The organism is Shinella sp. GW821-FHT11G07 (assembly GCF_058808115.1).
This window is the reverse complement of sequence record NZ_JBXARJ010000001.1, coordinates 238,507-262,436: the sequence shown is the minus strand read 5'-3', so window position 1 is coordinate 262,436 and position 23,930 is coordinate 238,507. Positions and strand designations below refer to the sequence as shown.

Here is a 23,930-nt window from a genome sequence, read left to right as displayed (position 1 = left end):
CCTGACAGACCGGAGACCCGCCATGGCCGATATCCTCATCAAGAACGGCACCGTCATCGCCATCGATCCGGAGCGTCGGATCATCGCCGATGGGGCGGTCGCCATCACCGGCGACCGCATCGTCGCCGTCGGTCCAACGGCGGACGTGGAGGCTGCCCATCCGGCCCGCGAGGTCATCGATGCGCGCGGCATGGCGATCATGCCGGGCTTCGTCGACGCCCATGCCCATGCCGGTCACGGCCTGATCAAGACGCTCGGCGGCGGCAAGAGCGATCCGTGGTACCAGGCCTGCCGTGGTGCCTATACGGTCGGCTCGACGCCGGAGTTCTGGTTTGCGGAGGCGCAGCTTGCCGCGCTGGAGCGCCTGCGTTTCGGCGTCACCACCGGTGTCTCGCTGCTCGGCGGCGGCGATTCCGTCATGCGCACCGACGAGCCCGTCTATGGTGACGCCCATATGGAAGGCGTGCTTGGCATCGGCACACGCTCGGTGGTGGCCGTCGGCACCACGCGCCCGCCGCATCCGCTGACCTATGCCCGCTGGGACGGTGAGAAGCGCACCGATTATCCCGTTTCCTTCGAGCAGCAGTTTGCCACCTGCAAGACGCTCATCGATCGCTGGCATGGCAGTCATGACGGCCAGCTCCACGTTGCCCTGCTCACGCCGACGCTGCACCGGGGATATCATGAAACCGCCGGTGCAGAAGAGGCCGTCGCCCAGTCGCGCGCGGTCAAGCAGTTTGCCGAGGAACGCGGCCTCGTCTTCACGCAGGATGGCCACACCAAGGGCAGCGTTCGCATCGCCCACGAGGTCGGCATTCTCGGCCCGCGCACCCTGCTGTCGCATGCCACGGGGCTGGACGAAGAAGAGATCGCGATCTGCGCCGAGACCGGCACCACCATCGTGCACAATCCAAGCGCCGTCGCCGCCATTCTGGCGCGCTGCCCGGTCACGGAACTGCTGGATGCCGGCGTCACCGTCGTCATCGGCTCGGACGCCACGGCGCCGGATCGCTCGGCTGACATGTTCCGCCATATGCAGCAATGCATGCACTACCATCGCACCCATTTCCACGATCCGAGCTGGCTGCCGCCGGGCAAGGCACTGGAAATGTGCACCATCGACGCCGCCCGCGTGCTCGGCCTCGAAGCGGAGATCGGCTCGCTGGAGCCGGGCAAGAAGGCCGACATCATCCTCGTCGACCTGCGCCGCCCACATCTCTACCCGGCCCACATGCCGGAATTCCGCGTCACCTATTTCGCCAATGGCAACGACGTGCACACCGTGCTTGTCGGTGGCAAGGTCCTGCTGCGGGATCGGCAGCCGGTCCATGTCGATCAGGACGCCGTGCTCGACGCCGCGCAGCGCGAGGCGGACAAGATGATCGACCGACTGGGCCTGCGTTACGCGCTGGAGACGCCGCGCATGTTCTGGGGCCACAGCCGCGATCTGGACCTGATCGAATAATCCCGTCGCTGCCCCGCATCAAACCTGGCGCGGGGCATCCTGCAGCGACTCCGTATAGTACTGGTCGTAGAGCTGCCGGTACTTTTCGGCCGCCCCGAAGTCGCTGTAGCGGGGAAGCGCTGCCATATCGGTCTTGTTGAGGATGACACCCAGCACCTTCGCCTCGATGCGGTTTTCCGCGTTGAGCAGGTCACGCACCAGGGCCGAAGGGGTCTTGCCCCATTCCACGACGAAGACGAAGCCGTCGGCAAGCGGTTCGAAGGCCTTGGCATCGACCACCGGGCCGAGCGGCGCGAGGTCGACGATCACATAGTCGAAGGCCTTGCGAACCTCGGCGATGAGCCGTTTCATGCCGGGGGAGGAGACCAGCTCATTGGTATGGTGCAGCGCGCCGCTGCCGGAGCGGAGCGCGATCGGCAGCACGGCGAGCTTGGTCTGGCGGTCGATCTTGATCGCCTGGTTCCAGGGAATATCCCCGAGAATCGCCTCGACAAGGCCCACCTCGGGCGTCGGCTTCAGCATGGCGCTGAGGCTTGGTTTGCGCAGGTCCGCGTCGATCAGCAGCGTACGCTTGCCGCTGGCGGCGAGCAGGGCGGCGAAATTGGTCGCAACAGTGGATTTACCCTCACCGGGCAGCGACGACACGACGCCGATCACCCGGCTTTCCTGGCCTTGCAGCATCACGTCGCTGGCAAGCTTGGCATTGCGTAGCGTCTCGGCGAAGGCCGAACGCGGCGCATCCAGCACGATACGCGTCATGCGCTCGAGCGGAATGACGTCCTCCTCGTCGGGTTTGGTCGGTTCCGCCTTCATCGCCTTCGCGCCGATCATCGCCGGTTTGCGCTTCTTCTGCCCGCCGGCCAGCGGCAGGTAGCCGAGCGGCTTCAAGCCGAGCACGGTGCGCACATCGCCCTCGATGCGGAAGTAGCGTTCGCGCATTTCCTGCACGAAGGTGAGCGCCGCGCCCGCCATCAGGCCGAGTACCAGCGACAGGCCGATGACCATCGTCTTGCTGGGGCTCGACGGCGAGACCGGGACACCGGCATCGGAAATCACGCGCGCCTTGGCGATCGGGAAGGATTGCTGCTGCGAGGCCTGTTCGTAGCGGCTGAGATAGGATTCCGACAGCACCTTCAGCGCCGTCGCCTTCTGCTCCAGCTCGCGCAGGTGTACCAGCGAGCGGTTGGCCACGGCATTGTTGCCGGCGACCTTTTCAATGCTCTCACGCAAGGAATCCTCCCGGGAGCGGGCGACCTCGTATTCGTTGCGGTAGCTTGCCGTCAGTTGCTGGAGCTCCTGGTAGATCTGCCGGGTGAGGTCTTCCTTGTCGGTGCGGAGTGCCACGGCCTGCGGGTGGTCCGCACCAAAATTCTGGGTGATTTCCTGCTCGCGCTTGACGACGGAAATGTAGCGGCTGCGCAGATCCTGGATCAGTGAATTGTCTGTCTGGCGTGTCGGGATCGTCGCATTGTCGACGGCCTTTTCCGCGCCTTGCTCAATGATCGCCTTGAACTGGTCGTAGCGCGCCGAGGCGCTGGCAGTATCGGCCTGCGCGACGATAAGCTGGCTGTTCAAGTCGGAAAGCTGCTGCTCCGACATCAACTCTCCGCGGGCGGAGGTCAGTCCGTTCTCGTTCTTGTAGCGCTCCACTTCGAGCGCGGCAGACTGGGCACGGCCCTGGAGATCGGTCAGGCGCTCCTGCAACCAGATCGTCGCCTGTTCCGTCGCGTCGAAATTGGCGTTGAGCTGATCTTCGAGATAGGCGTCGGCATATTTCTTGGTGATCGCCGCGGCGAGCTGCGGATCGGACGAGCGGAAGGAAACCGCGACGACGGAGCTGCGCGCGACACGCTCGACATTCAGCGACTGCTGCAGGATCGCCGCCGCCTTCTGGCGCCGGCCGTTCAGCAGGTCGGCCTCCGACGGCCCGGGGCCGGTGGAAGCAAACGAGGTCAGCGACTTCATCCAGCCCTTGGCGATCGCCACAGGGGATTGTGGCGGGTTGAGGATGATTTCGTTGTCCCCGAGTTTCAGATCATCCACCACGCGCAGCGCCATGCGGCCCGATTTCAGGATTTCGACGGCGCTCGATATGCGCATGTCCGCCTGCTGGCTGCTCTGCGCCGACGGCTCGGTCTCCTCGGCATAACGCGACAGGTTCTCGTCGAGCAGCACCTGCGTCATCGATGTGTAAATCGGCGTCGCGAAGACAAGGTAGGAAACGCCCAGCGCGACCGCGAGGACGACCGTCATCGCAATCAGCCGCGTATGGCGCACGAGGATCGTGAGCAGGCGGTTGAGGTCGATGAAGGAATCGGACGGGTCCGGTTCTCCGCGGAAAACGCGGCTGTGCGGTACGGTGCGTTGATGCATGTGGCTCCGTTCTGCCTTTCGGCTCGGTGGGGGCTTTCGTCCTCCCGCAGGCGGTGGTCCCGGGCCGCACCGGCCCGGGACCAGGAATTATGCCGCGCGAATCCGGCTCTCGTGCGACATCACCATGTCGCGAAGGGATTCGTAGACGGCAGCGCCGATGTCCGGGCGGGCAAGCGCGAAGGCGACATTGGCCTCGATGAAGCCGTGCTTCGAGCCGCAGTCATAGGTTCGTCCCTCGTAGACATGGGCGTGGAAGTCCTGCGCTTCGGAGAGTTTCAGCATGCTGTCGGTGAGCTGAATCTCGTTGCCGGCGCCTCGCTTCTGATGGGCGAGATGACCGAAGACTTCCGGCTGCAGGATGTAACGGCCGTTGAGGAAGAAGTTGGACGGCGCGTCGCCTGCCTTCGGCTTTTCCACCATGTGGGTGACGGCAAAACCATGGCGCACGGCCTTCCCCTTGCCGACGATGCCATATTGGGAAGCGTCCTCCGGGGCGCATTGTTCGACGCCGACGACATTGCCGCCGACTTCCTCGTAGAGGTCCATGAGGCCGGCAAGGCAGCCGCGCGGGCCGAAGGAAATCATGTCGGGCAGTAGGAGCGCAAAGGGCTCGTCGCCGATCACGTCGCGCGCGCACCAGACGGCATGGCCGAGGCCAAGCGGTGCCTGCTGGCGGGTGAAGCTCACCGAACCGGCGGTCGGCAGAAGCCGGCCGAGTTCGCTGACCTTGTCGTCCTTACCGGATTTCTCCAGCGAGGAGATCAGCTCCGGCGTGTCGTCGAAATGGTCCTCGATGACCTGCTTGTTGCGGCTGGTGACGAAGACCACGTGCTCGATGCCGGCCTCACGCGCCTCATCGAGGGCGTATTGCACGACCGGACGGTCGACGATGGTCAGCATTTCCTTCGGCATGGCCTTGGTGGCCGGCAGGAAGCGTGTGCCGTTTCCGGCGACGGGAATGACGGCCTTGCGGACAGTCTTGGTTCGCTCCATGGCATTATCCTTTGTTCTTGAGCGGCAGATCTTGCGCTGTCGATGGGGAGGGAGCCGCGCGGGGCGCGGCCGTTTTGCGATGGGACGACGCGGCCATCAGGCGGCGCCATCGGGCGGCGAGCGGCATCCTGAGATGCCGGAGCGCGACGGGATCGCCGAGCGCCACCCTGAGGGCAGGCCCGAACGAACGATTCTTGAGATGCTGGATGAGGGCCAGGAAGGAGCGTGTCTCTTCGAGGTTGCGTGTGCGCCGACGTTGTGCGGCGTCGTCGTCGCCCTTCAGCGCAAACCGCGCGAGGAAACGCCGATCGCCCGCCAGCATCGCTTCCACATGGTGGAGGTGGAGCACGCGCGAAATCGAGGCTTCGCGAATATGGTAGCTGTAGCCCGCTTCCGGCACCACGACGCATGTGCCGTCGCTAGCAAGCGCGGAGGCAAGCAGCAGGTAGTCCTCGCCGATCCTCAGATCCTCGTCGAAGGAGAGAGTGTTGCCTTCGAGAAAGGCCCGGCGGAAGACGGGTTTCATATAGCCGAAATTGTGCGTGCTACGGAAAATCCGGTTGGCGTCGATGAAGTTCGAGAGGGTCAGCACGGGTGTGCGGGCCAGCAGGTCATGCGGGAACATCCGCTCCACACGACCATCGAGATGCAGCACGTCGAGATTGTCGACGGCCACAGCCGCGTCCTGGCGCTCCGCGATGTCGATCAGGCGGCGCAGGCGCTCGGGTCGCATCGTATCGTCGGAATCGAGCACGGCGATCCAGCGGCCGCGGGCGACTGCAAAGCCGGCATTGCGCGCCCCGCCCGGTCCGCGATTATGCTTGAGCGCGACGAGCTGCACATTGGCCGCGCTGATGGAGGAAACGATGTGGCGGGTCTCGTCCGTCGAGCGATCGTCGACGACAATGATTTCCACCGTCACATCGTGCTGGGCCGCGGCACTGAGGATCGCGCGCTGGATCGTGTCGGCGGCGTTGTAAGCAGCGATCACCACGCTGACATCGGGCTGAGGCGCGTCGCTCATCGGGCTGCCTCCAACTTTCCATAGGGTTCGATGGTGCGGGCGCCGAACAGGCCGGCTATGGCACCGGCATGAAGGAGGCCGCGCAGGAGAAAGCGATTGCGTCGTACCGGCAGCAAAGCGAGCGCCAGCGCTGCGGCAAAGCAGGCGGTGCATTTGGCCGTTGCGAGCGCCGCAGCCGCCCAGCGGGCAGCGCCTTCATGTCGTTCGGCCAGGATCCGGCCATGCGTCTGGCCCATGCGCAGACGCCGTTGCGCCAACCAGGAAAAGCGCGCGCGGGAAGCCGGCACGGGTTCGCGCACCCAGGCGTCCCTGGCAAAGGCGATGCGCCCGCCGGCGGCATGTACCTGATCGAAGAAAGCCGTGTCTTCGCCGCCGCTTCGCCCGAGTGCGAGATCAAAGCGCCGGCCCGCGAGGGATGGGGCCGCGAGGCGCATCAGGACGTTGCAGGTATAGCCGGTGCGGATTTCGCCCTTTACCCAGACCGGATGGGTGGAATGGAAGTCGCCGTGCCGCATCCAGCCGGGTGCCTCCGGTGCATAGACCGCCTGGACAGGACCGAGAACGACATCGGCACCGCTTGTCGCCGCTTCGGCAAGCAGGCGGTCGAGCCAGAGGGGCTCCACCGTCTCGTCGTCATCGACGAAGGCGAGGAAATCGGCATCCGCCGCATCCAGGCAGGCGTTGCGAGCGATGGAGATGTTACCGGCCGGGCAATGCACATACACCAGCTCCACCGGCATCGCCGTCTGGGCGGCGTCCACGCGCTCGCGGGCGCTGGGCTCGGCATCGTTGTCGGCAACGATGATCCGCAAATGCACACCCTCGGGCACGATCAGCCGGGCGAGCGATGCCAGGGTGTCGTCAAGTGCCTCGCGACGGAAGGTGCAGACGGCGATGTCGGCGCGAAGCGGGGTCATGCCACCACCCTCCGCTGTCGGAGATCCAGCACCTCGCGCCAGAAACCGGCCGACCAGGCAAAATGCATGATCATCGCGGAGACGGCGGCGAGCGGGCCATAGGGATTGCGTTGCCCCAGTGCCATCCAGGCGCCGTAGCTAAGGCAGGCCGCCGCCCACAGCACGAACGGCACTGCCGCAATCCAGGTGATGGCCGCCAGAAAGGCGCCGACGGCGACGGGGGCAACCATCAGCGGAATCATCTGCCGGAGGCTCGGGCGCGAGCGGTGTTTCAGGAAATTGCGGGCCCTCCCGCGGCCATAGCGGAAATACTGCTTGAACAGCAGCGGCGCGCTGCCGCGGGGATAGTAGATCATGCTCGTTCGCGCCGTCATCCAGATGCGGTAGCCGGCCTTGTTGAGGCGGTAGTCGCATTCGGCGTCTTCGTTGGCGTTGAAATTCTCGTCATAGCCGCCGACCGCGCGAAAGGCCGAAATGCGCATCAGCGCGTGGTGGCCATGATCCACCCAGTGGCTTTCTGCCCCGGCGCGATGTTTGGCGCCGCCATTGCCGAGCACGGAATTCTGTGCGACGGCGGTGGCCTTCTGGAACAGGCCGAAACCAACGGTCTGCATGGCGACCACGACGGAATCAGCCTCGGTCGCCAGTGCCTCCTCGACCAGCACGCGGCAATAGTCGTGCGGATAGGTGCCGTGAGCGTCGATGCGGATCAGATAGTCGTGCTCCAGGCCGAAGGTTTCGACGGCGAGGTTGATGGCAGCGGCCTGGATGCGCCTCGGATTGTCGAGCACGTGCAGGTTCGGCAGGCTTTGCGCGAGGCGCTTGGCGATGTCGCGCGTTCCATCCGTGCTGCCGCCATCCACGACCACAAGCGTGGCCGTGAGTTCCTTCAGCGTTGGCTCGAGCTGCTGGATCAGCGGCTCGAGATAGGATGCCTCGTTGAGGCACGGAATCACGATCAGGCAACGCACGGATTTTACAGCGTCAACGGTCATGGACATCCACCTTGGTTGCGACGAGGGAAGGGAGAGGGTGCGGCACCGCCGGCAGAGCGCCCGGTTGCCGAACTGCGGCGAGGCGCTGGACAAACGCCGTGCAATCCGCACGGTCGATGATCCATGGCCGCGGCCCGAGCTCAACGAGATTGGCGTGGAGTTCGCGGTAAGCCTTGCCGTCATAGGCAGCGAACTGCTCGATCAGCGTTTCGGGCCGCGCGTCGGCAAGCGAAATGCCGACCCCGCGCTGAACGGCAAGCCGCGCGGTTTCCGTGCCCGCAAGAACGATTGGAAGGGCGCCATGCCGGCAGCCTTCATAGAGCCGGTTGGGCAGGAGCCAGGCGGAATTCTGGCCTTCCTCGAAGAAATCGATCGCCCAGGAGAAATCCACCCCCGCATAGATCGCGGCAAGATCCTCCGGGTTGCGGTAAGGCCCCTCGAAGCGGATGAAGGGTTCGCGTGCCACCAGGCCATCGAAATCCTCGAATTCGGAGCGCGCCGGCCGGCCGCGCAACAGGACCTCGAAGCGCCCGTCCATGCGCCGGGTGAAATCCGACAGCAGTGCCAGGGATTTGCGGCAGCGGATCGCCCCGAACCAGCCGATACGCCAGGGCTCGTTCTCCGACTTCGTCCGCGCCGGCAGTTCGGCCACGTTGACATCCAGCTCCAGGACCTGGTTCTCCAGCAGATGCAGAGGTGCGCGAATGCCGGAGAGTGGCTTGAAGTAGTGTTCGACAAAGGCCGGCGAACTGGTGACAAGCAGGCTGGCATTTCGGCCGAAACGGCTTTCCGTCGCGCGCAAGGCACGGCCGATCAGATCCTTGCGTAGGAGCAGGCGATGGACGTCGAGGCATTCGTAGACGATCGGAACCGCCCCGCCGAAATATGCCGCCGCCTTGTTGGCAAGCGCCAGCATTTCGAGATTGCGCGCGATGATGACGTCGGGTCGAGCGACAGTGTGCAGCCGGCTCTCCAGCGTCGCCGCCGCGCCGATCACCGCAAGAAGGCGTCGGGCAAAGCGGGCGTCCTCGGTTGCGCCAAGTTCCAGCGGGACGATCCCCTCGATATCGGCAAGCCGGTTTTCGCCGCGCCGGAAACCGGCAAGTGTGATTTCGGCACCACCGGCGCGCAGCATCATCACCCGCCGGCGCACCGCCGGATCGGATAGGTCATGGACGAGATACAGGACACGGAGCATCAGGCAGATCCGATCGGGTTCAATTCATGAGGCAGGCGACGGAGCCGTCGAATTGGCAGGCTTCGCCTTCGGCGGTGAACGCAATGCGCTCGACCTCAAGCTTTGTCGGCCCGGCAAAGGCGAATCGCCCCATCCAGTCGGAGAGCGTGTCGGTGCCCCAAAGCGAGAGGAAAATCTTCTGGGCGTTGGTGGGGAGTTTTTGCGGATCCGTCACCTCGTGCACCAGCGCGCCATTGAGGTAGTAGCGAAGGCGATCCTTTTCCCAGACGAAGGCATAGTCGTTGAAACCGCTGTCGGCACCGCCAGGCACGTCGACCAGCTTTTCATTGCCGCCCTTGGCCGCGATGTACTGGTTGACCTGGACGCGTGACGTATCCTTGCCGAGAACTTCGAAATCGATCTCGTCATGCGGTTTCTTGTCGGTGGGGCCGATATAGGTGAAGAAGGCCGAGTTGAGCCCGGGGCCAGTCGCCGACTTCATGCGCACTTCATAGGTGCCGTAGCCGTAGCGCTTACGTGTCTGCACCTCACCGCAGACATATTGGCGCTCACCGCCTGACGCGGCATCGAAGGCGAGTTCCAGCTTGCCGTCATGCACCGCGACCTGCTTGGCCGACCAGGTGCAGTTTTGATGGGCGCCGTTGTTCCAGCCATCGGAGATGTACCAGAGCTTCTTGTCGAGCCGGTCGAACTCTTCGACGAAGGAGGTGCCGTCTGCATCCTCCTGAGCGGCGAGGGGACTGACTGTGGCCATCGCGGCAAGAATTGCGGTGGTCCACAGGATCGTTTTCGAGGGAGACGTCATTGTCGTCACCTCCTTTGAGCGAGGGTGTCTGAGGGCTTCATCGGTGCATGTTGGGATCGTTCGGCCGATTGCCGTTTCTGGCCGCCGAGACGGCGGCCGGTGAGGATGGCGTGCAGCGAGGGCAGAAAGCGCCGTGCCGCCGCATGCGTCGAAACGAGGATGGCGAGCGCCAGCACGGGGCTTGCCGCGTAAAACAGCGGATAATCGGGAATGCCGAGGCGGTTCCACACCATCCAGAACAGGATGAGCAGCGGATAGTGGGCACAGAAGATCCAGAAGCTGAGCCCGCCGAGCCGCGACAGGGCCTGACCCGTGCTGGTTCGAATGAGCAGCGCCGACAGCGCCCAGGCGCCGAAGATGCCGGCGATCGCCGCGAGACTGCGCGCCGCATCGAGCCAGACCGGGAACTCCGGGCCATAGGCATAGAGCGCCAGCGACAACAGGACGGCCATGGCGAGCACGGCCAGCACGACAGGGGCTGCAAACCGGTCCAGGCGCTTGATGTCGACGCGGTGCAGGGCGGCGCAGACGCCGAAACTGAAACCGAACAGGATTGCCTTCTTGAGGAAGATGCCGTTCGGTACCGGCAACACCGCATAGGCGAGCATCAAGGCGAGCACCGTGCGCGGGTAGCGCAGCACGGCGAGAGCGATAAACGGCGACAGCAGCAGGCAAAGCAGCAGGTCGCGCAGGAAATAGAGCGGGATGTTGATAGGCCAGGTTTCGATGGCGAGCGTGAGGTTCATCAGATCACGCGGCGAGGCGTTGACGACATCGGGCAGGTAGCCGAAGCCGATGCCCTGCGACTGGACCACATAGACGAGGACAAGGAAGGCCGTGTTCCACAACAGGAACGGCAGAAGGATCGTCGAGGCCTTCGTGCGCAGTGTCTTCGCGTAATCGAACGCCCCCCAGCCGCGCTGGAACAGCAGATAACCGGAAATGGCGCTAAGGCACGGCACGCCGATCCGGAAGAGGCTGTCGGCCAGGAACACGCGCATCCAGTCGAGCCCGCCGAACTGGCCGAGATACGGGCTGGTCGCCGGGTCATAGGGAACATGCACGAAGATGATCCCGGAGATCAGCACGATGCGCATCACATTGATGCGCGCTGAAACGGTCGCGTCGATATCCACGGTGTGGGTCACCCCTCTGGTGGACCGTTCCCCCCGGACGGTCGTTCAAACAAGAGCAGACTCGAGCCTACGAAGAGCAGTGTGGGTGATGGGACGGCAGAAAATATGGCGGTGCAGCAAATTTTCGTGATCGCTTGGTTGCATTGCAGCATGAGCGACCATGCCGATGGCCGCTGAAAATAGTCCGGCGGGGGCTGGCGCAGGACGAGCGAGCGCTAGGGCAACAATACTTTGCAGATTATGCGAATATACTGATTTACCCGCAATTTATGGCTGCAAGCGAGCCAGAATTTTTTTCGCTCTGCTTAACCGTTCCGGACGAACAAGACGGCAAATGAGGCGGAACGATACCGAATTGGGGCAGCTTACGGCAGGCTTGCCGCGGTTTGTGGCTTGGGGCGGCGAACGAGGGCGAGCAATTTTCGAAGCAGCGGGCGTTCGGTCAACAGCACCAGAGCCGCATAGATCACGCCGCCAAGCAGGATGCCGAGGCCGACCTGCAGAACCGTGTTAACGTGGAGTGCCAGATAGTGGTCCAGTGCGTAACGGACCACGATCGCCATCAGAGCGGCCGTGAGCATCGGGCGGATCGACGGGTAGAAACCGGAGAGAAACGGCGTGCCATCGGCGCGGAACACCACCCAGGAATAGCCAACGAGAACCAGCGCATTGACGATGCAGAGTGCCACCATGGCCTCGACCAGCGTGCCGTTATAGGCGCCGTAGGCGACCGCAGCGGTGGTGATGACGGCGCGGCCGACCGCCCACCAGAACAGCGCGCCGCCATGGCCGGAGCCCTTGAGGTAGGGGATGAACGTGCTGCACGGCGTCAGCAAGCCCTTGGAAAGCGCGAGCAACCCGAGCACCGGCCACGCCGCGGCCCATTGCGCGCCGAAGAGCAGCAGCATGGAGGGCTTTGCCAGCGCCCAGAGGCCGAACATCATGGGCGCGAGCAGCAGCGTCGTCACCTGTGTGCTCAGCATCAGCGCCTGCGATCGGCGCTCCCGGTCATGCATCATCGCGCTGAAGGCCGGGAAAAGTACACCCATGACGGCCGACAGCACCACCTGGTTGGGAATGCTGGAAAAGCGGTTGGCGGCGGAATAGGCGCCGGCATCCGCAAGGCCGAGGAAACGCGATATGACGACCATCGGCGATTGGAAGGTGATGAAATTGGCGATTTCCGAGCCCATCAGCCCGAGGCTGTAGCGCGTGAGCCTGGCGACCTCGCGCGGGCGGAAACGCAGGCGCGGCAGATAGCGGGAGACGAAGAAGAGGCCTGCAAGCCGGATGACGCCGGACACGAAGAGCTGCGTCACCAGCGCCCAGATGCCGAAACCGGCAAGCGCCATGATGACCGCCGCGATGGCTGCGACCGATTCGGAGATCATGCTCCACAGCGCGTCCTTGCTGAATTGCATGCTCCGCGCGATGAGCGCATAGGCGACATCACCCGCCAACTGCAAGGGAATGAGCAGGCACATCAGGTGCAGCAGATAGGCCGCATCGGCCGCGCCGAACCACTCGGCGAGCGGCTCGGCCCAGACATAAAGCCCCGCCGCCATCAGGCAGGCGAGCGCCAGGTTGGCCCAGAAAACCGAATGGATCGTCTCCTCGTCTTCCTTCGGTTCGAGGATGAGGGCGGAGGCAAGACCGGCCCCGCCGATCATCGCCAGGAATTGCACGACGGCCAGCGCCACGGCCACCGCGCCGAACTCTTCCGGCGTCAGCAACCTTGCCAGAATGGGCACCGTGACAAATTTAAGCCCGAATGTGCTTGTCTTGGATAGGACGCTCCAGCCGACGTTTCGTGTCACCGACGTCGCGTTTACTTGCTGGGACATGGCGGATTCCTATCGAAAAAGGAGCCTCGACGACGACGAAAAGCCTGCGCCGGAAACGGCCGCGCCCCGGTGGGAGGAGACCATGCGAAACTCTTTCTAGAGAAACCACAGGGACGAAAAGATGGCGAAGCTGACAGTTATCATCCCCTTCTATCAGAAGGAGCCGGGCATCCTGACGCGTGCACTCGCATCGGTGTTTGCCCAAAGTTTCAACGACTTCGACGTCATTGTCGTCGACGATGAATCGCCGTATCCGGCCGATGGCGACATCGTGACTTTTTCGGAGGCGGAACGCGCGCGGGTGCGTATCATCCGCCAGGAGAATGCCGGGCCGGGCGGTGCGCGCAATACCGGGCTCGATCACGTGCCGGCCGATTCGGCCTTCGTCGCCTTCCTTGATTCGGACGACGCGTGGGCGCCTGATCACCTCGCCGTCGCCCATGCGGCGATGACGGCGTTCGAGGCTGACTGCTACTTCGCCTCGATTACCGGCGGCGATGCCTTCTACTATCACTTCGGCGTCGCCGACCTCGAAAAGACCGAAGCGGTCGAGCGGTTGAGCGACGATCCGCTGCTCATCGAAATCCCCGGGCTGACGCAGGTCATGCTCAAGAACTGGAGCTTTCTCCACCTCTCCTCGATGGTGATCGGCCGGCCTTTGTTCGAAAAGGTGCGTTTCGACGCGGCCCTCCGGCTTGCCGCGGAGGATGTGCTGTTCTTCTGCGATTGCGTGCTCGCCGCCCGTCGCGTGGTGCTGAGCGGTGAAGCCGGCGCGGTGCGCGGCGAGGGCCTCAATATCTTCCACGGCGTCGATAACGATTCGCCGCAATTCCTGCACCAGCAGTTCAATACCTGGGTGGCGCTCGATCGGCTGGAATCACGGTTTGCCGGCCGGCCGGTGGAGGCCGCATCGCTGCGCTCCTATAAACAGACGGCGCGGCGCCAGGCGCTGTGGAGTCAGGCGCGGCTGGTCAAGCGTCGCAAGCTTCCCCAGTTCGACATGCTGGCGCGCTGGGCGATGCGCGACCCGCGCATCATCACCAGCGCTTTCGGGCTCGCCGTCGGCAAATTCTCCCGTTGACCCAGCGGCGGGCCACTGGCGGCCCGCCTCTTCGAGAAACGCCATTGCAAGGAGTGGGACATGAAGCCCTATTACTGGGAATCGGAACATGGCAATTTCGGTGACGACCTCAATCTCTGGCTTTGGGACTTTCTGCTGCCCGGCTTCCGGGAGGTGCATCCGGATGTGCTTCTGGTCGGCGTCGGCACGGTCCTGAACCGCGCGCTGCTGCCGGAAGAAGGGCGCAAGCTGGTGCTCGGCAGCGGTTTCGGCTACGGAAGTCTGCCGGACATGCGCGACGGAAACCTTTGGGATATTCGCTGCGTTCGCGGTCCGTTGACGGCGGAAAAGGTGGGCGTACCGGCGGATCTGGGCGTCATCGATCCGGCGGTTCTTGTCGCCGACATGCCGGAATTTGCAAACCTCCCGAAGCGCTACAGGCAGTCTTTCGTTCCCCATTGGGAATCGGCGGTGGCCGGGCTCTGGCCGGTCATCTGCGCCATGGCCGGCCTGCACTATATCGATCCGCGTGGCGAGGCGAAGGACGTGATCCGCCAGATCGCGCAGTCGGAATTGATCGTCGCCGAATCCATGCACGGCGCCATCCTCGCCGATGCCTTCCGTGTGCCGTGGGTGGCCGTCAGCACATCCGACAGCATCAACAGCTTCAAATGGCGCGACTGGGCGTCGACGGTCGGCGTCGAGCACAAACCGAGGCGCATCCCGATCTCGACGCGGGCGGAAGCGATCATCAAGGGCGCACGCTTCTGGGGTGTCGACTATGACAGGCAAGGGACGGCCGCCGTGGCCGTGGAGCCTGACAAGGTCGAGGCGGGCGACGTTGTCGTCGCGCAGGTCGCGCGCAAACCCGGTTTGCGCCTAGCGGTCAAGCAGGTGCTGGCGGCACCCTCGACTTTGGCGCTCTGGCAGGCAAGCCGGGCAGCCCCCCAGCTCAGCACCGATGCGCGCCTGTCCGAGCGCAAGGCGCGGCTCTATGAGGTGCTGGAAAGCGTGCGCCGCGACTATCTCTAGTCGCGGCGTGCTGCCGAGGTTGCGGGCAGCAGGTAGCGCAGCCCGCGGTCTTGCGGTGCGGGCGGTTGCGGCCGGCGCCGATGGCGCGCGGCATCGACCTTGTCGCGCAGGATGCCGCCGGCAATCGCCGGCACGGCCGTGGGGTTCGCGAAGGCATAGGCCAGCGCAGCACCTGCTCCCCTTTCCCGCCGGCTGTCGAGGAAATGGCGCAATGCATGCCGGTCGCCGATCTGCCGGCAGTGCCGGCGCATGACGCCGAGAGCCTCCCGGGGCACGTCGCCCGTCGCAAGGATGGCGCGTTCCGCGTCGCGAAGTGCTTCAAGGTCCTTCGTGCGGTGCTGTCCGCTGAGCGAATTGGCACGCACCACGGCACCGTAGCCGCAGCTCTCGATAACGGTGTACCGCGCCCCCCTCAGGAGGGCGCGCACATAGAGTTCGTAATCCTCGCCTAGACGCATGTCCTCGCGATAGCGCAGTTCGTGCGCATCGAGGAACGCCCGTCGCATCACCGGCTTGAGAAAGCCCAGCTCGCCGCGCGGCGCACCGCGGCGGGAGATGTTGCCGAGAATGAAGGCCTTGAGGTCGAGCTGGCGCGGGCGGGGGGCAAAGCGCGCCGGCTGCTGGGCGAGGTCGGGCGCCTCCATGAAGGCGATGTTGTCGGCGATGAAGTCCCAGTCCGTGCAGGCGAGAAGCTGGCGAAAACGGCCGGGAAAGAAGAAGTCGTCGGCGTCGAGAATGCTGATCAACGGCGCGCGGGAGATGGCGATGGCGTGGTTTCGGGCCGCTGACGGTCCCCGGTTTACCCGGAACCGGATGATGTCGAGCCGCCCGCTTCCATCGTCAGCCTCGCCCGCCGCCGCCATGGTGCGGTCGTCCGAGCCGTCATCCACCACCACGACCTCAGCCACTTCCGGCTCCGCCAGGGCCGAGCGCACAGCGCGCCCGATGGTCTCCTGCGCATTCTTCGCGGCAATGATAACGCAGACCTTTTCCTGCTGGGTCACGATCCATTCCTCTCTCGCGTTGGACTGTCGAGGCGCAGGGCAAGCCTACGCTGCAATGCAGCATGAAAGGCAAAGAGGGCACAAAAACGGCCCGTCGCAAATTGTGCGGATCAGAACTTGGAGTGGCCGGGCTCGTTGATCGACACGGGTACCTTCGGCTTGGCGGCGTCGAGCTCCTGCTTGCCGCGCAGGCCCTGGTCCGTTTCGGCCTTGCGCTGCTTGGCCGTCCGCCAGACCAGGAAGAGCGTCATCAGGAAATAGCCGACCTGTATGAGAACGGCGCAGATCAGCGTCTGAATCGCCGTCGTCGTGATCGAGCCCGTCGCGAAATAGGTCACGATGGCGAAAGCGACGAGCGCAACCACCATGCTCAGGAAAAAGCGCGGCGCGTAGGCCGTGCTGTCCCGCCATTTCGTTTCCGGTGCACGTTTCATCGGTGGTTCCGCCTTCTCCTCTGAGGCTCGGTCGAACTATAGGGGCCAGCTGCCGCCTTCGCAATCACTGGTGTTAACCAGTCCGCGGCAGGGCCGGTTCCAATTCTCCCCGATTTGTCTTGTGGTTCCGTTAAGGCAGATTCGGCCCGTTGCGGAACGCACGCCTTCTTGCTGCCCAGATTCCGACACGATTTTTGCGCGCTGGACGTTGGCTACGCCGATGGCGCGAGTTTGTCGATGAGGGGCGCACCCGATGGGTTGCGCGCTCCTCGGTGCGTGATCAACTTTTGTTACAAAGGTAGCGGCATGTCACGGAAAAATGTGCACCGCAATATAATATTGCATCGCAAAAATTTGCGCCTTGGTGGTGTATACAAGTCGCTGAATGTGAAGCCGATATGTGAAGTTTCTTACTTTTCGTGTTTTACTGGGCGGAGTGCGCGCGTCAAAAGAATTGATACGAAGCTTAAACCCATTGAAATGAGCCATTTGTTCTCGGTTTATGCTTTGCATGTCTGAGAATGATGAGTGGCCGTCTTTAGTTTAACCTTTAAATTAGGATATCAAGATCCTCTTAAATACGCTCTGCCTGTTTTTTAATCGGTAGATAACGCTTCAAAAAACAAACTGTGACCATACACTCCGCATTGGATGTCTGAACACGTCCGGGGGGACCCGACCAAATCGCAAATTGAAATGGAGCCATCTCTATGAAGTCCGCGAGTCGATCGGCCAGTTCGCCGTTTTTTAGTTCGGCCATAACCGGCGCTCCACCGATAGGGGGAATATCGAAACGGAGCTTTGATATTCTGGTGGCGCTTGCTGCCCTAGTCGTGCTCAGCCCGATCTTCGTGCTGATCATGGCGCTTGTGAAATATTCCGACGGCGGCAGTGTCTTCTACGGACACCGTCGCATCGGATACAACGGATCGATGTTCCGGTGCCTGAAGTTCCGGACCATGGCGGAAAACGGCGACACCGTTCTGCAGCAGTATTTCGAGCAGAACCCCGCCGCCCATGAGGAATGGCGCATGACGCGCAAGCTGCAGGACGATCCGCGTGTGACCGTCGTCGGCACCGTCCTGCGCAAGCTCAGCCTCGATGAGCTGCCTCAGCTCATCAACATCCTTCGAGGCGAGATGAGCATCGTCGGCCCGCGTCCGGTCGTCGAGGACGAGCTGGAGCTCTATGAGGCCTCGGCGGTCTACTACCTTCAGACCCGTCCAGGCCTCACGGGCCTGTGGCAGGTGAGCGGCCGCAACGACGTGTCCTATTCGGCGCGAATCGAATTCGACACGCATTATGTGCGCAACTGGTCGCTTGCCGCCGACCTCGTCATCGTTGCCCGCACCATTCCTGCCGTTTGCATGTCACGCGGCAGCTATTGATCCGAAGCTCTCTCCCGCATGCCCTCGTGGCTGCGGGAGACCAGAGACAGAGGTTTCCATGAAGATGATTTCGCACGCGGCTTCCGCCGCGGCTGCTTTTCGCACGGCGGTGCTTGGCGGGCTTTGCCTGCTGTTGGCGCTTTCGGCCCAGCCCGTCTCCGCAGCCGAGTACCGGCTGGGGGTAATGGACAAGCTGCGGATCCGCGTTGCGGAATGGCAGACGGCCGAAGGTGCCATCCGCGACTGGAGTGCGGTCAGCGGCGACTACAGCGTCGGGGCCGATGGCTCCGTCTCATTGCCGTTCATCGGGCAACTGCCGGCCGATGGCCGCACATCCGGCGAACTTGCCGAGGAGATCGGCAAGAAGATGCAGATCCTCTTCGGCCTGCGCGACCGGCCATCCGCTTCGGTGGAGATTGCCGAATACCGACCGGTCTATCTTGCCGGCGAGGTGCAGACGCCGGGCGCCTATCCCTATTCGCCGGGCCTCACCGTGCTCAAGGCCGTCAGCTTCGGCGGCGGCCTGCGGCGCGCGGATGCCGGCCAGCGGTTCGCCCGCGACTTCCTGCGTTCCGAAGGAGAGGCGGCCGTCTACCTCGCCGAGCGCAATCGTCTCCTGATCCGCCGGGCGCGCGTCGCGGCCGAAATGAGCGGAACCGAGGGCATCGAAATGCCGAAGGAGCTCGCCACGTCGCAGGAGGCCGGTGCCATCCTGGAAAGCGAAAAGGCGCTGAAGACCTCGCGGGAAAGGCGGCTGCGGGTGCAATTGACCGCGCTTGCCGACCTCAAGTCGCTGCTCACCAACGAAATCGAGGCGCTCGGCAAGAAATCGGAAACGCAGACCCGCCAGCTTGAACTCGTGCAGGGCGACTTGACGAAGGTGGATACGCTTGCCGAGAAGGGGCTCGCCATAAGTTCCCGCCGCCTGGCGCTGGAGCAGCGCACCGCCGACCTCCAGGCTGCCTTGCTCGACATCGATACCGCCTCGCTGAAGGCCAAACAGGACATCAACAAGGCGACGCAGGACGAGACCAACCTGCAGAACGATTGGGATTCGCAGCTGGCGCAGGAGTTGCAGAATACCGAGCAGGAACTCGATACACTCACCCTGAAGCTCGGCACGAGCCGGGACCTGATGTCCGAGGCGTTGATGCAGTCGGCCGACGCCGCATCCCTCAAGGGCGGGCTTTCGGCCGCCAACATTGCCTATTCCATCCTGCGCACGGCCGAGGGCAAGACCGAGCAGATCCGCGCCACCGAAACGACACCGGTCCTGCCGGGTGACATCGTGAAGGTGGATGTCGCTGTCGGAACCCAGTGAGGCGGGCATGCGGATAGCGAAGACACGCCTGATCGGACCTGTCGGTAACGAGGCCTATGCCGCGGTTGCCGTCACGCTGTCCTTTTTCGTCTTCGCCTATTCCTTCCGCTTCGGCCAGATATCGATCCTCGCCTACTATGCGCTGTGGTTGCCGCTGGTCGTCGTCGATTACCGGCGCGTGCTCGGCAACTACACGCGTTACCTCTGGATCTTCGCCTTCGCCATTTTCGCCTGCCTGTCCGTCTTCTGGTCGCAAGCGCCCGGTGCCACCGCCCGCGCCGGCGTGCAGTACCTTTCCCATGTCGCCTGCGCGCTGATCGCCATGCGGGTCGTCGACACGCGTACCCTCGTGCGCGGAGGGCTGATCGGGACCGGCCTCGTCCTGTTCTATTCGCTTGTCTTCGGCGTCTATCACCTTGATCCGCTGGATGGCACCTACAGCTTCGTCGGCGCTTTCGCCTCGAAAAACCAGCTCGGTTTCTATGCCTCGCTCGCCGTGCTCTTCGCCTTTGCGGCGCTGTTTCTCGGTGCTGAGCGCGGCCTCTGGCGGTTCACCGCCGTCGGCTGCATCGTGATTGCCCTTTATTGCCTCAAGGCCTCGCAATCGGCGACCTCGGTGTTGACGACGATTGCCATTGCTGGCCTGTGCCTGGCCCTGCGCGGGCTCGAACTGCTGGCGCCGGCCCACCGCAAGATGCTGTTTTTCGGCCTCGCGATCGCAACCGTTCTCACCCTCATCGCCGGGGCTTATGGCGGTGGCTATGAAATGCTGCTCGGCGCCTTCGGCAAGGACGCGACCCTGACCGGCCGCACCTATCTCTGGCAGCAGGGCATCGAGGCGGCAGGCGAGGCGCCGCTGGTCGGCATCGGCTACCAGGCGTTCTGGGTGCAGGGTTTTGCCGAGGCCGAGCGGCTTTGGGCCGCCTTCTTCATCGGCACGCGGTCCGGGTTCCACTTCCACAACACCTTCATCGCCGCCACGGTCGAGACGGGGCTGATCGGCTGCCTGCTGCTCTCCATGGTGTTGATCGTGACGTTTGCCGGGCACCTGCGTCGCCTGCTTTCAGCGGCGCATGATCTGGAGGCGCTGGTGCTCTGCACCGTGGCAGCATTGCTTGTGGTGCGCACCTTCGTCGAAATCGACATCCTGAACCCCTATCACGTGGGTTCCTTCCTGCTCTATTTCGCGGCCGGGAAACTTGCCGATACGCAGCGGAACGTTGCAGTGGAAGACAGGCGGCCCCTGCTTCGCCAGTCCGGGGCGGCGCTGACATGACGGACGTGGATCGGCCGGCGGCACAGCGCAGCACGCTATACGGCATCCAATATCTGCGGGCCTTCGCCGCGCTCGCGGTCGTGCTTTTCCATGCGGCGGAACGCAGCGGCTACGCCTTTGCCATCGGCGCGGCCGGCGTCGATGTCTTCTTCGTCATCAGCGGCTTCATCATGTGGGTCATCGTGGAGCGGCGTCCCGTCTCACCCGGGCGTTTCCTGATCGACCGCATCCGCCGCATCGTGCCGGTCTACTGGCTGGCGACCGCCCTCATGGTGGCGGGCGGGCTTGCCGGCCTGTTTCCCAATCTGACGCTGACGGCCGGCCATGTCCTCGCATCGTTTCTCTTCGTCCCGTTGCCCTCGCCGAGCAGCGGCGGTCTCTGGCCGGTGCTCGTGCAGGGCTGGACGCTCAATTTCGAAATGTTCTTCTACGTCGTCTTCGCCGCCTGCCTCGCCCTGCCTCGGTGCCTCCTGCTTCCCGCGATGGTGGTCGCATTCGTCGGCCTCGTTGCCATCGGATTTGCGGTGGAGAGCAGCAATCCCCTGTTCGTGACGTATACGCGACCAATCATCCTGGAGTTCGTCGTCGGCATGCTGGTTGGGCGGCTCTGGCTCGCCGGCCGGGTTCCAAACGCATTCGCTTCGCTGCTCCTGATCGTCGGGGCACTCACTGGATTTGCGTTGATCGGCATTCTAAGATTGCCTTTCGATGAATGGATCTGTGGCCCGCTCGCCTGCGCGCTTGTCTACGGCACTGCAGCGCTTGAGACGCAGCGCGGCGTCCCGAGGTTAAAGATCCCGGCTGTCCTCGGCGACGCGTCCTATTCGATCTATCTCTGGCACACCTTCGCCATCTCGGTGGTGGCGAAGGTCGGCATGATGCTCGGCCTTGCATCATGGCTTGTTTTGGTGGCCTCGTTCGCTGCCGGCACGCTGGTGGGGCTCTGCGGTTACTACCTGATCGAGCGACCTCTTTTGCGTGGGGCGGGCGGCATGCTCAAGTCGAGGCGTTTGCCCGCCTGAAAAGGCGGAAGGCAGGATGCGGCCCCAGCATCAGATGTGAATGGCGCTACCACTGAGGCCAAGCGCTGCTTCCTTGATTGCTTCGCTGTGGGTGGGATGGGCGTGGCAGGTATAGGCGATGTCCTCCGCGGTTGCGCCGAATTCCATGGCCTGCGTGATCTGCGCGATCATCGTACCCGCCATGTCACCGATGACATGCGCACCGAGCACCACGCCCGACCCCGCGTGGCACAGCAGCTTGACGAACCCTTCGGTACTGCCATTGGCCTTCGCCCGGCTGTTGGCGAGCATGGGAAACGTCGAGGCGCGATAGGGTACACCGTCCGCCTTGACGGCCTGTTCGGTCCTGCCGACGGAGGCGACCTCTGGATTGGTGTAGACGACCGCCGGAATAAGGTCGTGGTTGACCATGCCGGGCTTGCCGGCGAGCCGCTCGGCAATGGCGATGCCCTCATCCTGCGCGCGATGGGCCAGCATGGGGCCGCGCGTTACATCACCGAGAGCATAGATGCCGTTCGCGCTCGTCCGCCCGCGCCCATCGACTGGGATGAAACCACCGTCGTCCGGTGCGATGCCAGCCTCTTTCAGTCCGAGATCGTGTGTGTTCGGCCGGCGTCCGGTGGCAACGAGCACGACATCCGCTGCCAGTTCCGAGGTTTTTCCATTCGCAACCGTCAGGGGCAGGTGCACCCCGTCATCATCCACCCTGGCGGCTGAGACGGATGACGAACTCAGGATCGTTAGCCCTTGTTTTGTGAGCAGCTTCGTCATCGTTGCGCGGATATCGTCATCCATGCCCGGAAGGATGCGGTCGGCATATTCGACGATCGTCACCTTCGCGCCGAGACGACCCCAGACCGAGCCAAGCTCGAGGCCGATAACGCCGCCGCCGATGACGGCAAGCCGCTCCGGTACGTGCGGCAAGGACAGGGCGCCCGTCGAGTCGACGATGATGCCGGCGGCATTGTCCACCAGCACGCCGGCCAGCGTCGCGGGCAGGGAGCCGGTGGCGATGACAAGGGATGCGGCGCTGACCGTCTTTCCAGCGATATCGACGCGGCCCTGCCCAGCGAGACGCGCGCGACCGGTGAGGCGGGCCACGCCATTCTTGCGGAACAGGCTATCGATGCCCTTGGTGAGCGAGGTAACCGTCGCGTCCTTGCGCTCCATCAGTGTCACAAGGTCGATGGAGACGGGACCGGTACGGATGCCGAAACCGGCCATGTGGCCATCGCGGGCGGTTTCGAGCAGATGGGTCGCGTGCAGCAACGTCTTCGAGGGGATGCAGCCGACATTGAGGCAGGTGCCGCCGAGTGTCGGACGCTCTTCGACGCAGGCCGTCTTCAGACCGAGCTGAGCGGCGCGGATGGCGCAGGAATAGCCGCCGGGGCCGCCGCCGATGATCAGGAGATCATAGTCGTGCGAAGCGCTCATTGCGGCCAGCTTTCGAGCGTCTCAACGAAGCGGGTGAGCCAGGCATTGGTCTGGTGCCCATCGAGCGCACGGTGGTCGATGGTGAGCGAAACATAGGCCATCGGCCGGATCTGGATCGTGTCGATGCCGTCCACCTCACGTACCACGACCCGCTTTTCCAGCTTGCCGACGCCGAGGATCGCCGATTGCGGCTGGTTGATGATGATCGGCGTGGCGACGAGCGACCCGGACACGCCGTGGTTGGAGATGGTGAAGGTGCCGCCGCGCATGTCGGCGGGCGTCAGCGCGTTCGCGCGGGCGCGGGCGGTGAGGTCCTGCAAACGTGCGGCAATGCCGGCAAGCGAAAGGTTCTGTGCATCGCGGATGACCGGCACGACGATGCCGTCATTGCCAAGCGCCGTGCCGATGCCGATGTTCACATCCTCGAAGATTTCCAGGCGATCGCTGTGCCAGCGGCTGTTTACCTCGGGTACCGCCTTCATGGCGGACACACAGGCCGCGACGATATAGGCGGTGTAAGACAGCGCTATGCCGGAGGCGGCCTTGCTCCTGTCGCGATGGCGGATCACCGTGCTGAAATCGGCTTCGAACACCGCGGTGACATGCGGCGCCGTCGAGACGGACATCTGCATGTGTTCGGCAATGGCGAGCCGCATCGGCGAATGGGGAACGGAGCGCGCGCGCCGATCGCTCGACGGCTTGTCCGTCCGGGTCGAGGGCGGGGAGGGTGCCTTTGCGGGTGGTGTTGTGGACACGGCGCTGTGAGCAAGGGCCGCTTCGTGGGCGGCATCCATGTCGCCGCGCGTGACCCGTCCACCTTTACCGGTGCCGGTCACCGTTGCGGGATCGATGCCGTAGTCCTCGATCGCGCGCCGAACCGCCGGGGAATAGTGAATGGTTTGGTCGACATGTGCGTGTTGTGTTGCCGTCGCTGCGGCAGGCGCGCCCACAGCCGCAATCGAAACCCCCTCCCGCTTGATTCGACCGAGAACGGCGCCGGGTTCGGCGTTTTCGCCGCCCTGCATGAGGATTTCATGCAGGATGCCGGTGAGGGGGGCGGGGATCTCCTGGGTGACCTTGTCGGTCTCCAGTTCCACCAGCGGCTCATCGAGCGCCACCGGCTCGCCAATCGCCTTCAGCCAGTTGCGCACCACCGCCTTGGTGCCTTCCTGTTCTTCAGGCGCGAGAACGTCGATCAGGTCGGCCATG

Annotated in this window: 20 protein-coding genes; 7 read left to right on the top strand and 13 right to left on the bottom strand. The window is 63.9% G+C overall.

From position 1 onward, the window contains the following. Window positions 1-22 precede the first annotated feature (22 nt). A complete protein-coding gene (locus tag AC1RT2_RS01185; RefSeq protein WP_493098697.1) occupies window positions 23-1,465 on the top strand; it encodes an amidohydrolase family protein in 1,443 nt (480 codons plus the stop codon). An 18-nt stretch (window positions 1,466-1,483) separates the two neighbouring features. Here the strand turns inward: AC1RT2_RS01185 and AC1RT2_RS01180 are convergent, their stop codons facing one another. From AC1RT2_RS01180 to AC1RT2_RS01140, 9 genes are all read right to left on the bottom strand, one after another. Continuing rightward, entirely contained in the window at window positions 1,484-3,838 is a 2,355-nt protein-coding gene (locus AC1RT2_RS01180) for a polysaccharide biosynthesis tyrosine autokinase (protein WP_493098695.1), read from the bottom strand. Between the two features lie 87 nt (window positions 3,839-3,925). Then, complete coding sequence (locus AC1RT2_RS01175; protein WP_069062825.1) at window positions 3,926-4,831, bottom strand: UTP--glucose-1-phosphate uridylyltransferase; 906 nt, start codon at window positions 4,829-4,831, stop codon at window positions 3,926-3,928. Between the two features lie 4 nt (window positions 4,832-4,835). After that, a complete protein-coding gene (locus tag AC1RT2_RS01170; RefSeq protein WP_493098693.1) occupies window positions 4,836-5,855 on the bottom strand; it encodes a glycosyltransferase family 2 protein in 1,020 nt (339 codons plus the stop codon). Further along, window positions 5,852-6,772: a glycosyltransferase family 2 protein gene (locus AC1RT2_RS01165; RefSeq protein WP_493098691.1), complete on the bottom strand. Its 921-nt coding sequence runs from the start codon at window positions 6,770-6,772 to the stop codon at window positions 5,852-5,854. The genes AC1RT2_RS01170 and AC1RT2_RS01165 overlap by 4 nt, the downstream gene beginning before the upstream one ends. Further along, the gene (locus AC1RT2_RS01160) at window positions 6,769-7,767 is read right to left on the bottom strand and encodes a glycosyltransferase family 2 protein (RefSeq protein ID WP_493098689.1); all 999 of its coding nucleotides are present in this window, start codon (window positions 7,765-7,767) and stop codon (window positions 6,769-6,771) included. The genes AC1RT2_RS01165 and AC1RT2_RS01160 overlap by 4 nt, the downstream gene beginning before the upstream one ends. Continuing rightward, complete coding sequence (locus AC1RT2_RS01155) at window positions 7,757-8,965, bottom strand: glycosyltransferase family protein (RefSeq protein WP_493098687.1); 1,209 nt, start codon at window positions 8,963-8,965, stop codon at window positions 7,757-7,759. Before AC1RT2_RS01155 ends, AC1RT2_RS01160 begins: the two co-directional genes overlap by 11 nt. Before the next feature lie 19 nt (window positions 8,966-8,984). Next, a complete protein-coding gene (gene exoK, locus AC1RT2_RS01150; protein WP_493098685.1) occupies window positions 8,985-9,770 on the bottom strand; it encodes an endo-1,3-1,4-beta-glycanase ExoK in 786 nt (261 codons plus the stop codon). Between the two features lie 5 nt (window positions 9,771-9,775). Further along, on the bottom strand, window positions 9,776-10,867 hold the full coding sequence (locus AC1RT2_RS01145; RefSeq protein ID WP_493099543.1) for an acyltransferase family protein: 1,092 nt from the start codon (window positions 10,865-10,867) through the stop codon (window positions 9,776-9,778). Window positions 10,868-11,271: 404 nt separating this feature from the next. Continuing rightward, the gene (locus AC1RT2_RS01140; RefSeq protein ID WP_493098683.1) at window positions 11,272-12,750 is read right to left on the bottom strand and encodes a lipopolysaccharide biosynthesis protein; all 1,479 of its coding nucleotides are present in this window, start codon (window positions 12,748-12,750) and stop codon (window positions 11,272-11,274) included. 121 nt (window positions 12,751-12,871) lie between these two features. Between AC1RT2_RS01140 and AC1RT2_RS01135 the strand changes: the two genes are divergently transcribed. Together AC1RT2_RS01135 and AC1RT2_RS01130 are read left to right on the top strand one after the other, a co-directional pair. Next, a complete protein-coding gene (locus AC1RT2_RS01135) occupies window positions 12,872-13,831 on the top strand; it encodes a glycosyltransferase family 2 protein (RefSeq protein WP_493098681.1) in 960 nt (319 codons plus the stop codon). Window positions 13,832-13,891: 60 nt separating this feature from the next. Beyond that, a complete protein-coding gene (locus tag AC1RT2_RS01130) occupies window positions 13,892-14,842 on the top strand; it encodes a polysaccharide pyruvyl transferase family protein (protein WP_493098679.1) in 951 nt (316 codons plus the stop codon). Here AC1RT2_RS01130 and AC1RT2_RS01125 read toward each other — a convergent pair. Together AC1RT2_RS01125 and AC1RT2_RS01120 are read right to left on the bottom strand one after the other, a co-directional pair. After that, the gene (locus AC1RT2_RS01125; protein ID WP_493098677.1) at window positions 14,839-15,846 is read right to left on the bottom strand and encodes a glycosyltransferase family 2 protein; all 1,008 of its coding nucleotides are present in this window, start codon (window positions 15,844-15,846) and stop codon (window positions 14,839-14,841) included. The genes AC1RT2_RS01130 and AC1RT2_RS01125 overlap by 4 nt on opposite strands. A 110-nt stretch (window positions 15,847-15,956) precedes the next feature. Further along, window positions 15,957-16,280 carry an exopolysaccharide production repressor protein gene (locus AC1RT2_RS01120; RefSeq protein ID WP_069062835.1) on the bottom strand — a complete coding sequence of 108 codons (324 nt, stop codon included), beginning with the start codon at window positions 16,278-16,280 and terminating at the stop codon, window positions 15,957-15,959. Window positions 16,281-16,990: 710 nt separating this feature from the next. Between AC1RT2_RS01120 and AC1RT2_RS01115 the strand changes: the two genes are divergently transcribed. From AC1RT2_RS01115 to AC1RT2_RS01100, 4 genes are all read left to right on the top strand, one after another. After that, window positions 16,991-17,668: a sugar transferase gene (locus tag AC1RT2_RS01115; protein ID WP_069062836.1), complete on the top strand. Its 678-nt coding sequence runs from the start codon at window positions 16,991-16,993 to the stop codon at window positions 17,666-17,668. Between the two features lie 64 nt (window positions 17,669-17,732). Continuing rightward, window positions 17,733-18,989 (top strand): polysaccharide biosynthesis/export family protein, encoded by a 1,257-nt coding sequence (locus tag AC1RT2_RS01110; RefSeq protein WP_493099541.1) that lies wholly within the window; start codon window positions 17,733-17,735, stop codon window positions 18,987-18,989. 7 nt (window positions 18,990-18,996) lie between these two features. Continuing rightward, entirely contained in the window at window positions 18,997-20,265 is a 1,269-nt protein-coding gene (locus AC1RT2_RS01105) for an O-antigen ligase family protein (RefSeq protein WP_493098674.1), read from the top strand. Further along, a complete protein-coding gene (locus AC1RT2_RS01100; protein WP_493098673.1) occupies window positions 20,262-21,287 on the top strand; it encodes an acyltransferase family protein in 1,026 nt (341 codons plus the stop codon). The genes AC1RT2_RS01105 and AC1RT2_RS01100 overlap by 4 nt, the downstream gene beginning before the upstream one ends. Window positions 21,288-21,317: 30 nt before the next feature. Here AC1RT2_RS01100 and lpdA read toward each other — a convergent pair whose 3' ends face one another. Continuing rightward, on the bottom strand, window positions 21,318-22,721 hold the full coding sequence (gene lpdA / locus AC1RT2_RS01095) for a dihydrolipoyl dehydrogenase (protein WP_493098671.1): 1,404 nt from the start codon (window positions 22,719-22,721) through the stop codon (window positions 21,318-21,320). Further along, window positions 22,718-23,929: a dihydrolipoamide acetyltransferase family protein gene (locus tag AC1RT2_RS01090; protein ID WP_493098669.1), complete on the bottom strand. Its 1,212-nt coding sequence runs from the start codon at window positions 23,927-23,929 to the stop codon at window positions 22,718-22,720. The genes lpdA and AC1RT2_RS01090 overlap by 4 nt, the downstream gene beginning before the upstream one ends. Window position 23,930: the final 1 nt, after the last annotated feature.

Excerpts from the sequence above, each read along its gene's own strand:
- exoK (WP_493098685.1), bottom strand. The coding sequence starts at position 9,770 with ATGACGTCTCCCTCGAAAACGATCCTGTGGACCACCGCAATTCTTGCC.
- AC1RT2_RS01105 (WP_493098674.1), top strand. The coding sequence starts at position 18,997 with ATGCGGATAGCGAAGACACGCCTGATCGGACCTGTCGGTAACGAGGCC.
- AC1RT2_RS01185 (WP_493098697.1), top strand. The coding sequence starts at position 23 with ATGGCCGATATCCTCATCAAGAACGGCACCGTCATCGCCATCGATCCG.
- AC1RT2_RS01140 (WP_493098683.1), bottom strand. The coding sequence starts at position 12,750 with ATGTCCCAGCAAGTAAACGCGACGTCGGTGACACGAAACGTCGGCTGG.
- AC1RT2_RS01180 (WP_493098695.1), bottom strand. The coding sequence starts at position 3,838 with ATGCATCAACGCACCGTACCGCACAGCCGCGTTTTCCGCGGAGAACCG.
- AC1RT2_RS01135 (WP_493098681.1), top strand. The coding sequence starts at position 12,872 with ATGGCGAAGCTGACAGTTATCATCCCCTTCTATCAGAAGGAGCCGGGC.
- AC1RT2_RS01090 (WP_493098669.1), bottom strand. The coding sequence starts at position 23,929 with ATGGCCGACCTGATCGACGTTCTCGCGCCTGAAGAACAGGAAGGCACC.
- AC1RT2_RS01170 (WP_493098693.1), bottom strand. The coding sequence starts at position 5,855 with ATGAGCGACGCGCCTCAGCCCGATGTCAGCGTGGTGATCGCTGCTTAC.
- AC1RT2_RS01175 (WP_069062825.1), bottom strand. The coding sequence starts at position 4,831 with ATGGAGCGAACCAAGACTGTCCGCAAGGCCGTCATTCCCGTCGCCGGA.
- AC1RT2_RS01110 (WP_493099541.1), top strand. The coding sequence starts at position 17,733 with ATGATTTCGCACGCGGCTTCCGCCGCGGCTGCTTTTCGCACGGCGGTG.
- AC1RT2_RS01160 (WP_493098689.1), bottom strand. The coding sequence starts at position 7,767 with ATGACCGTTGACGCTGTAAAATCCGTGCGTTGCCTGATCGTGATTCCG.
- AC1RT2_RS01130 (WP_493098679.1), top strand. The coding sequence starts at position 13,892 with ATGAAGCCCTATTACTGGGAATCGGAACATGGCAATTTCGGTGACGAC.
- AC1RT2_RS01120 (WP_069062835.1), bottom strand. The coding sequence starts at position 16,280 with ATGAAACGTGCACCGGAAACGAAATGGCGGGACAGCACGGCCTACGCG.
- AC1RT2_RS01100 (WP_493098673.1), top strand. The coding sequence starts at position 20,262 with ATGACGGACGTGGATCGGCCGGCGGCACAGCGCAGCACGCTATACGGC.
- AC1RT2_RS01115 (WP_069062836.1), top strand. The coding sequence starts at position 16,991 with ATGAAGTCCGCGAGTCGATCGGCCAGTTCGCCGTTTTTTAGTTCGGCC.
- lpdA (WP_493098671.1), bottom strand. The coding sequence starts at position 22,721 with ATGAGCGCTTCGCACGACTATGATCTCCTGATCATCGGCGGCGGCCCC.
- AC1RT2_RS01155 (WP_493098687.1), bottom strand. The coding sequence starts at position 8,965 with ATGCTCCGTGTCCTGTATCTCGTCCATGACCTATCCGATCCGGCGGTG.
- AC1RT2_RS01145 (WP_493099543.1), bottom strand. The coding sequence starts at position 10,867 with ATGCGCATCGTGCTGATCTCCGGGATCATCTTCGTGCATGTTCCCTAT.
- AC1RT2_RS01165 (WP_493098691.1), bottom strand. The coding sequence starts at position 6,772 with ATGACCCCGCTTCGCGCCGACATCGCCGTCTGCACCTTCCGTCGCGAG.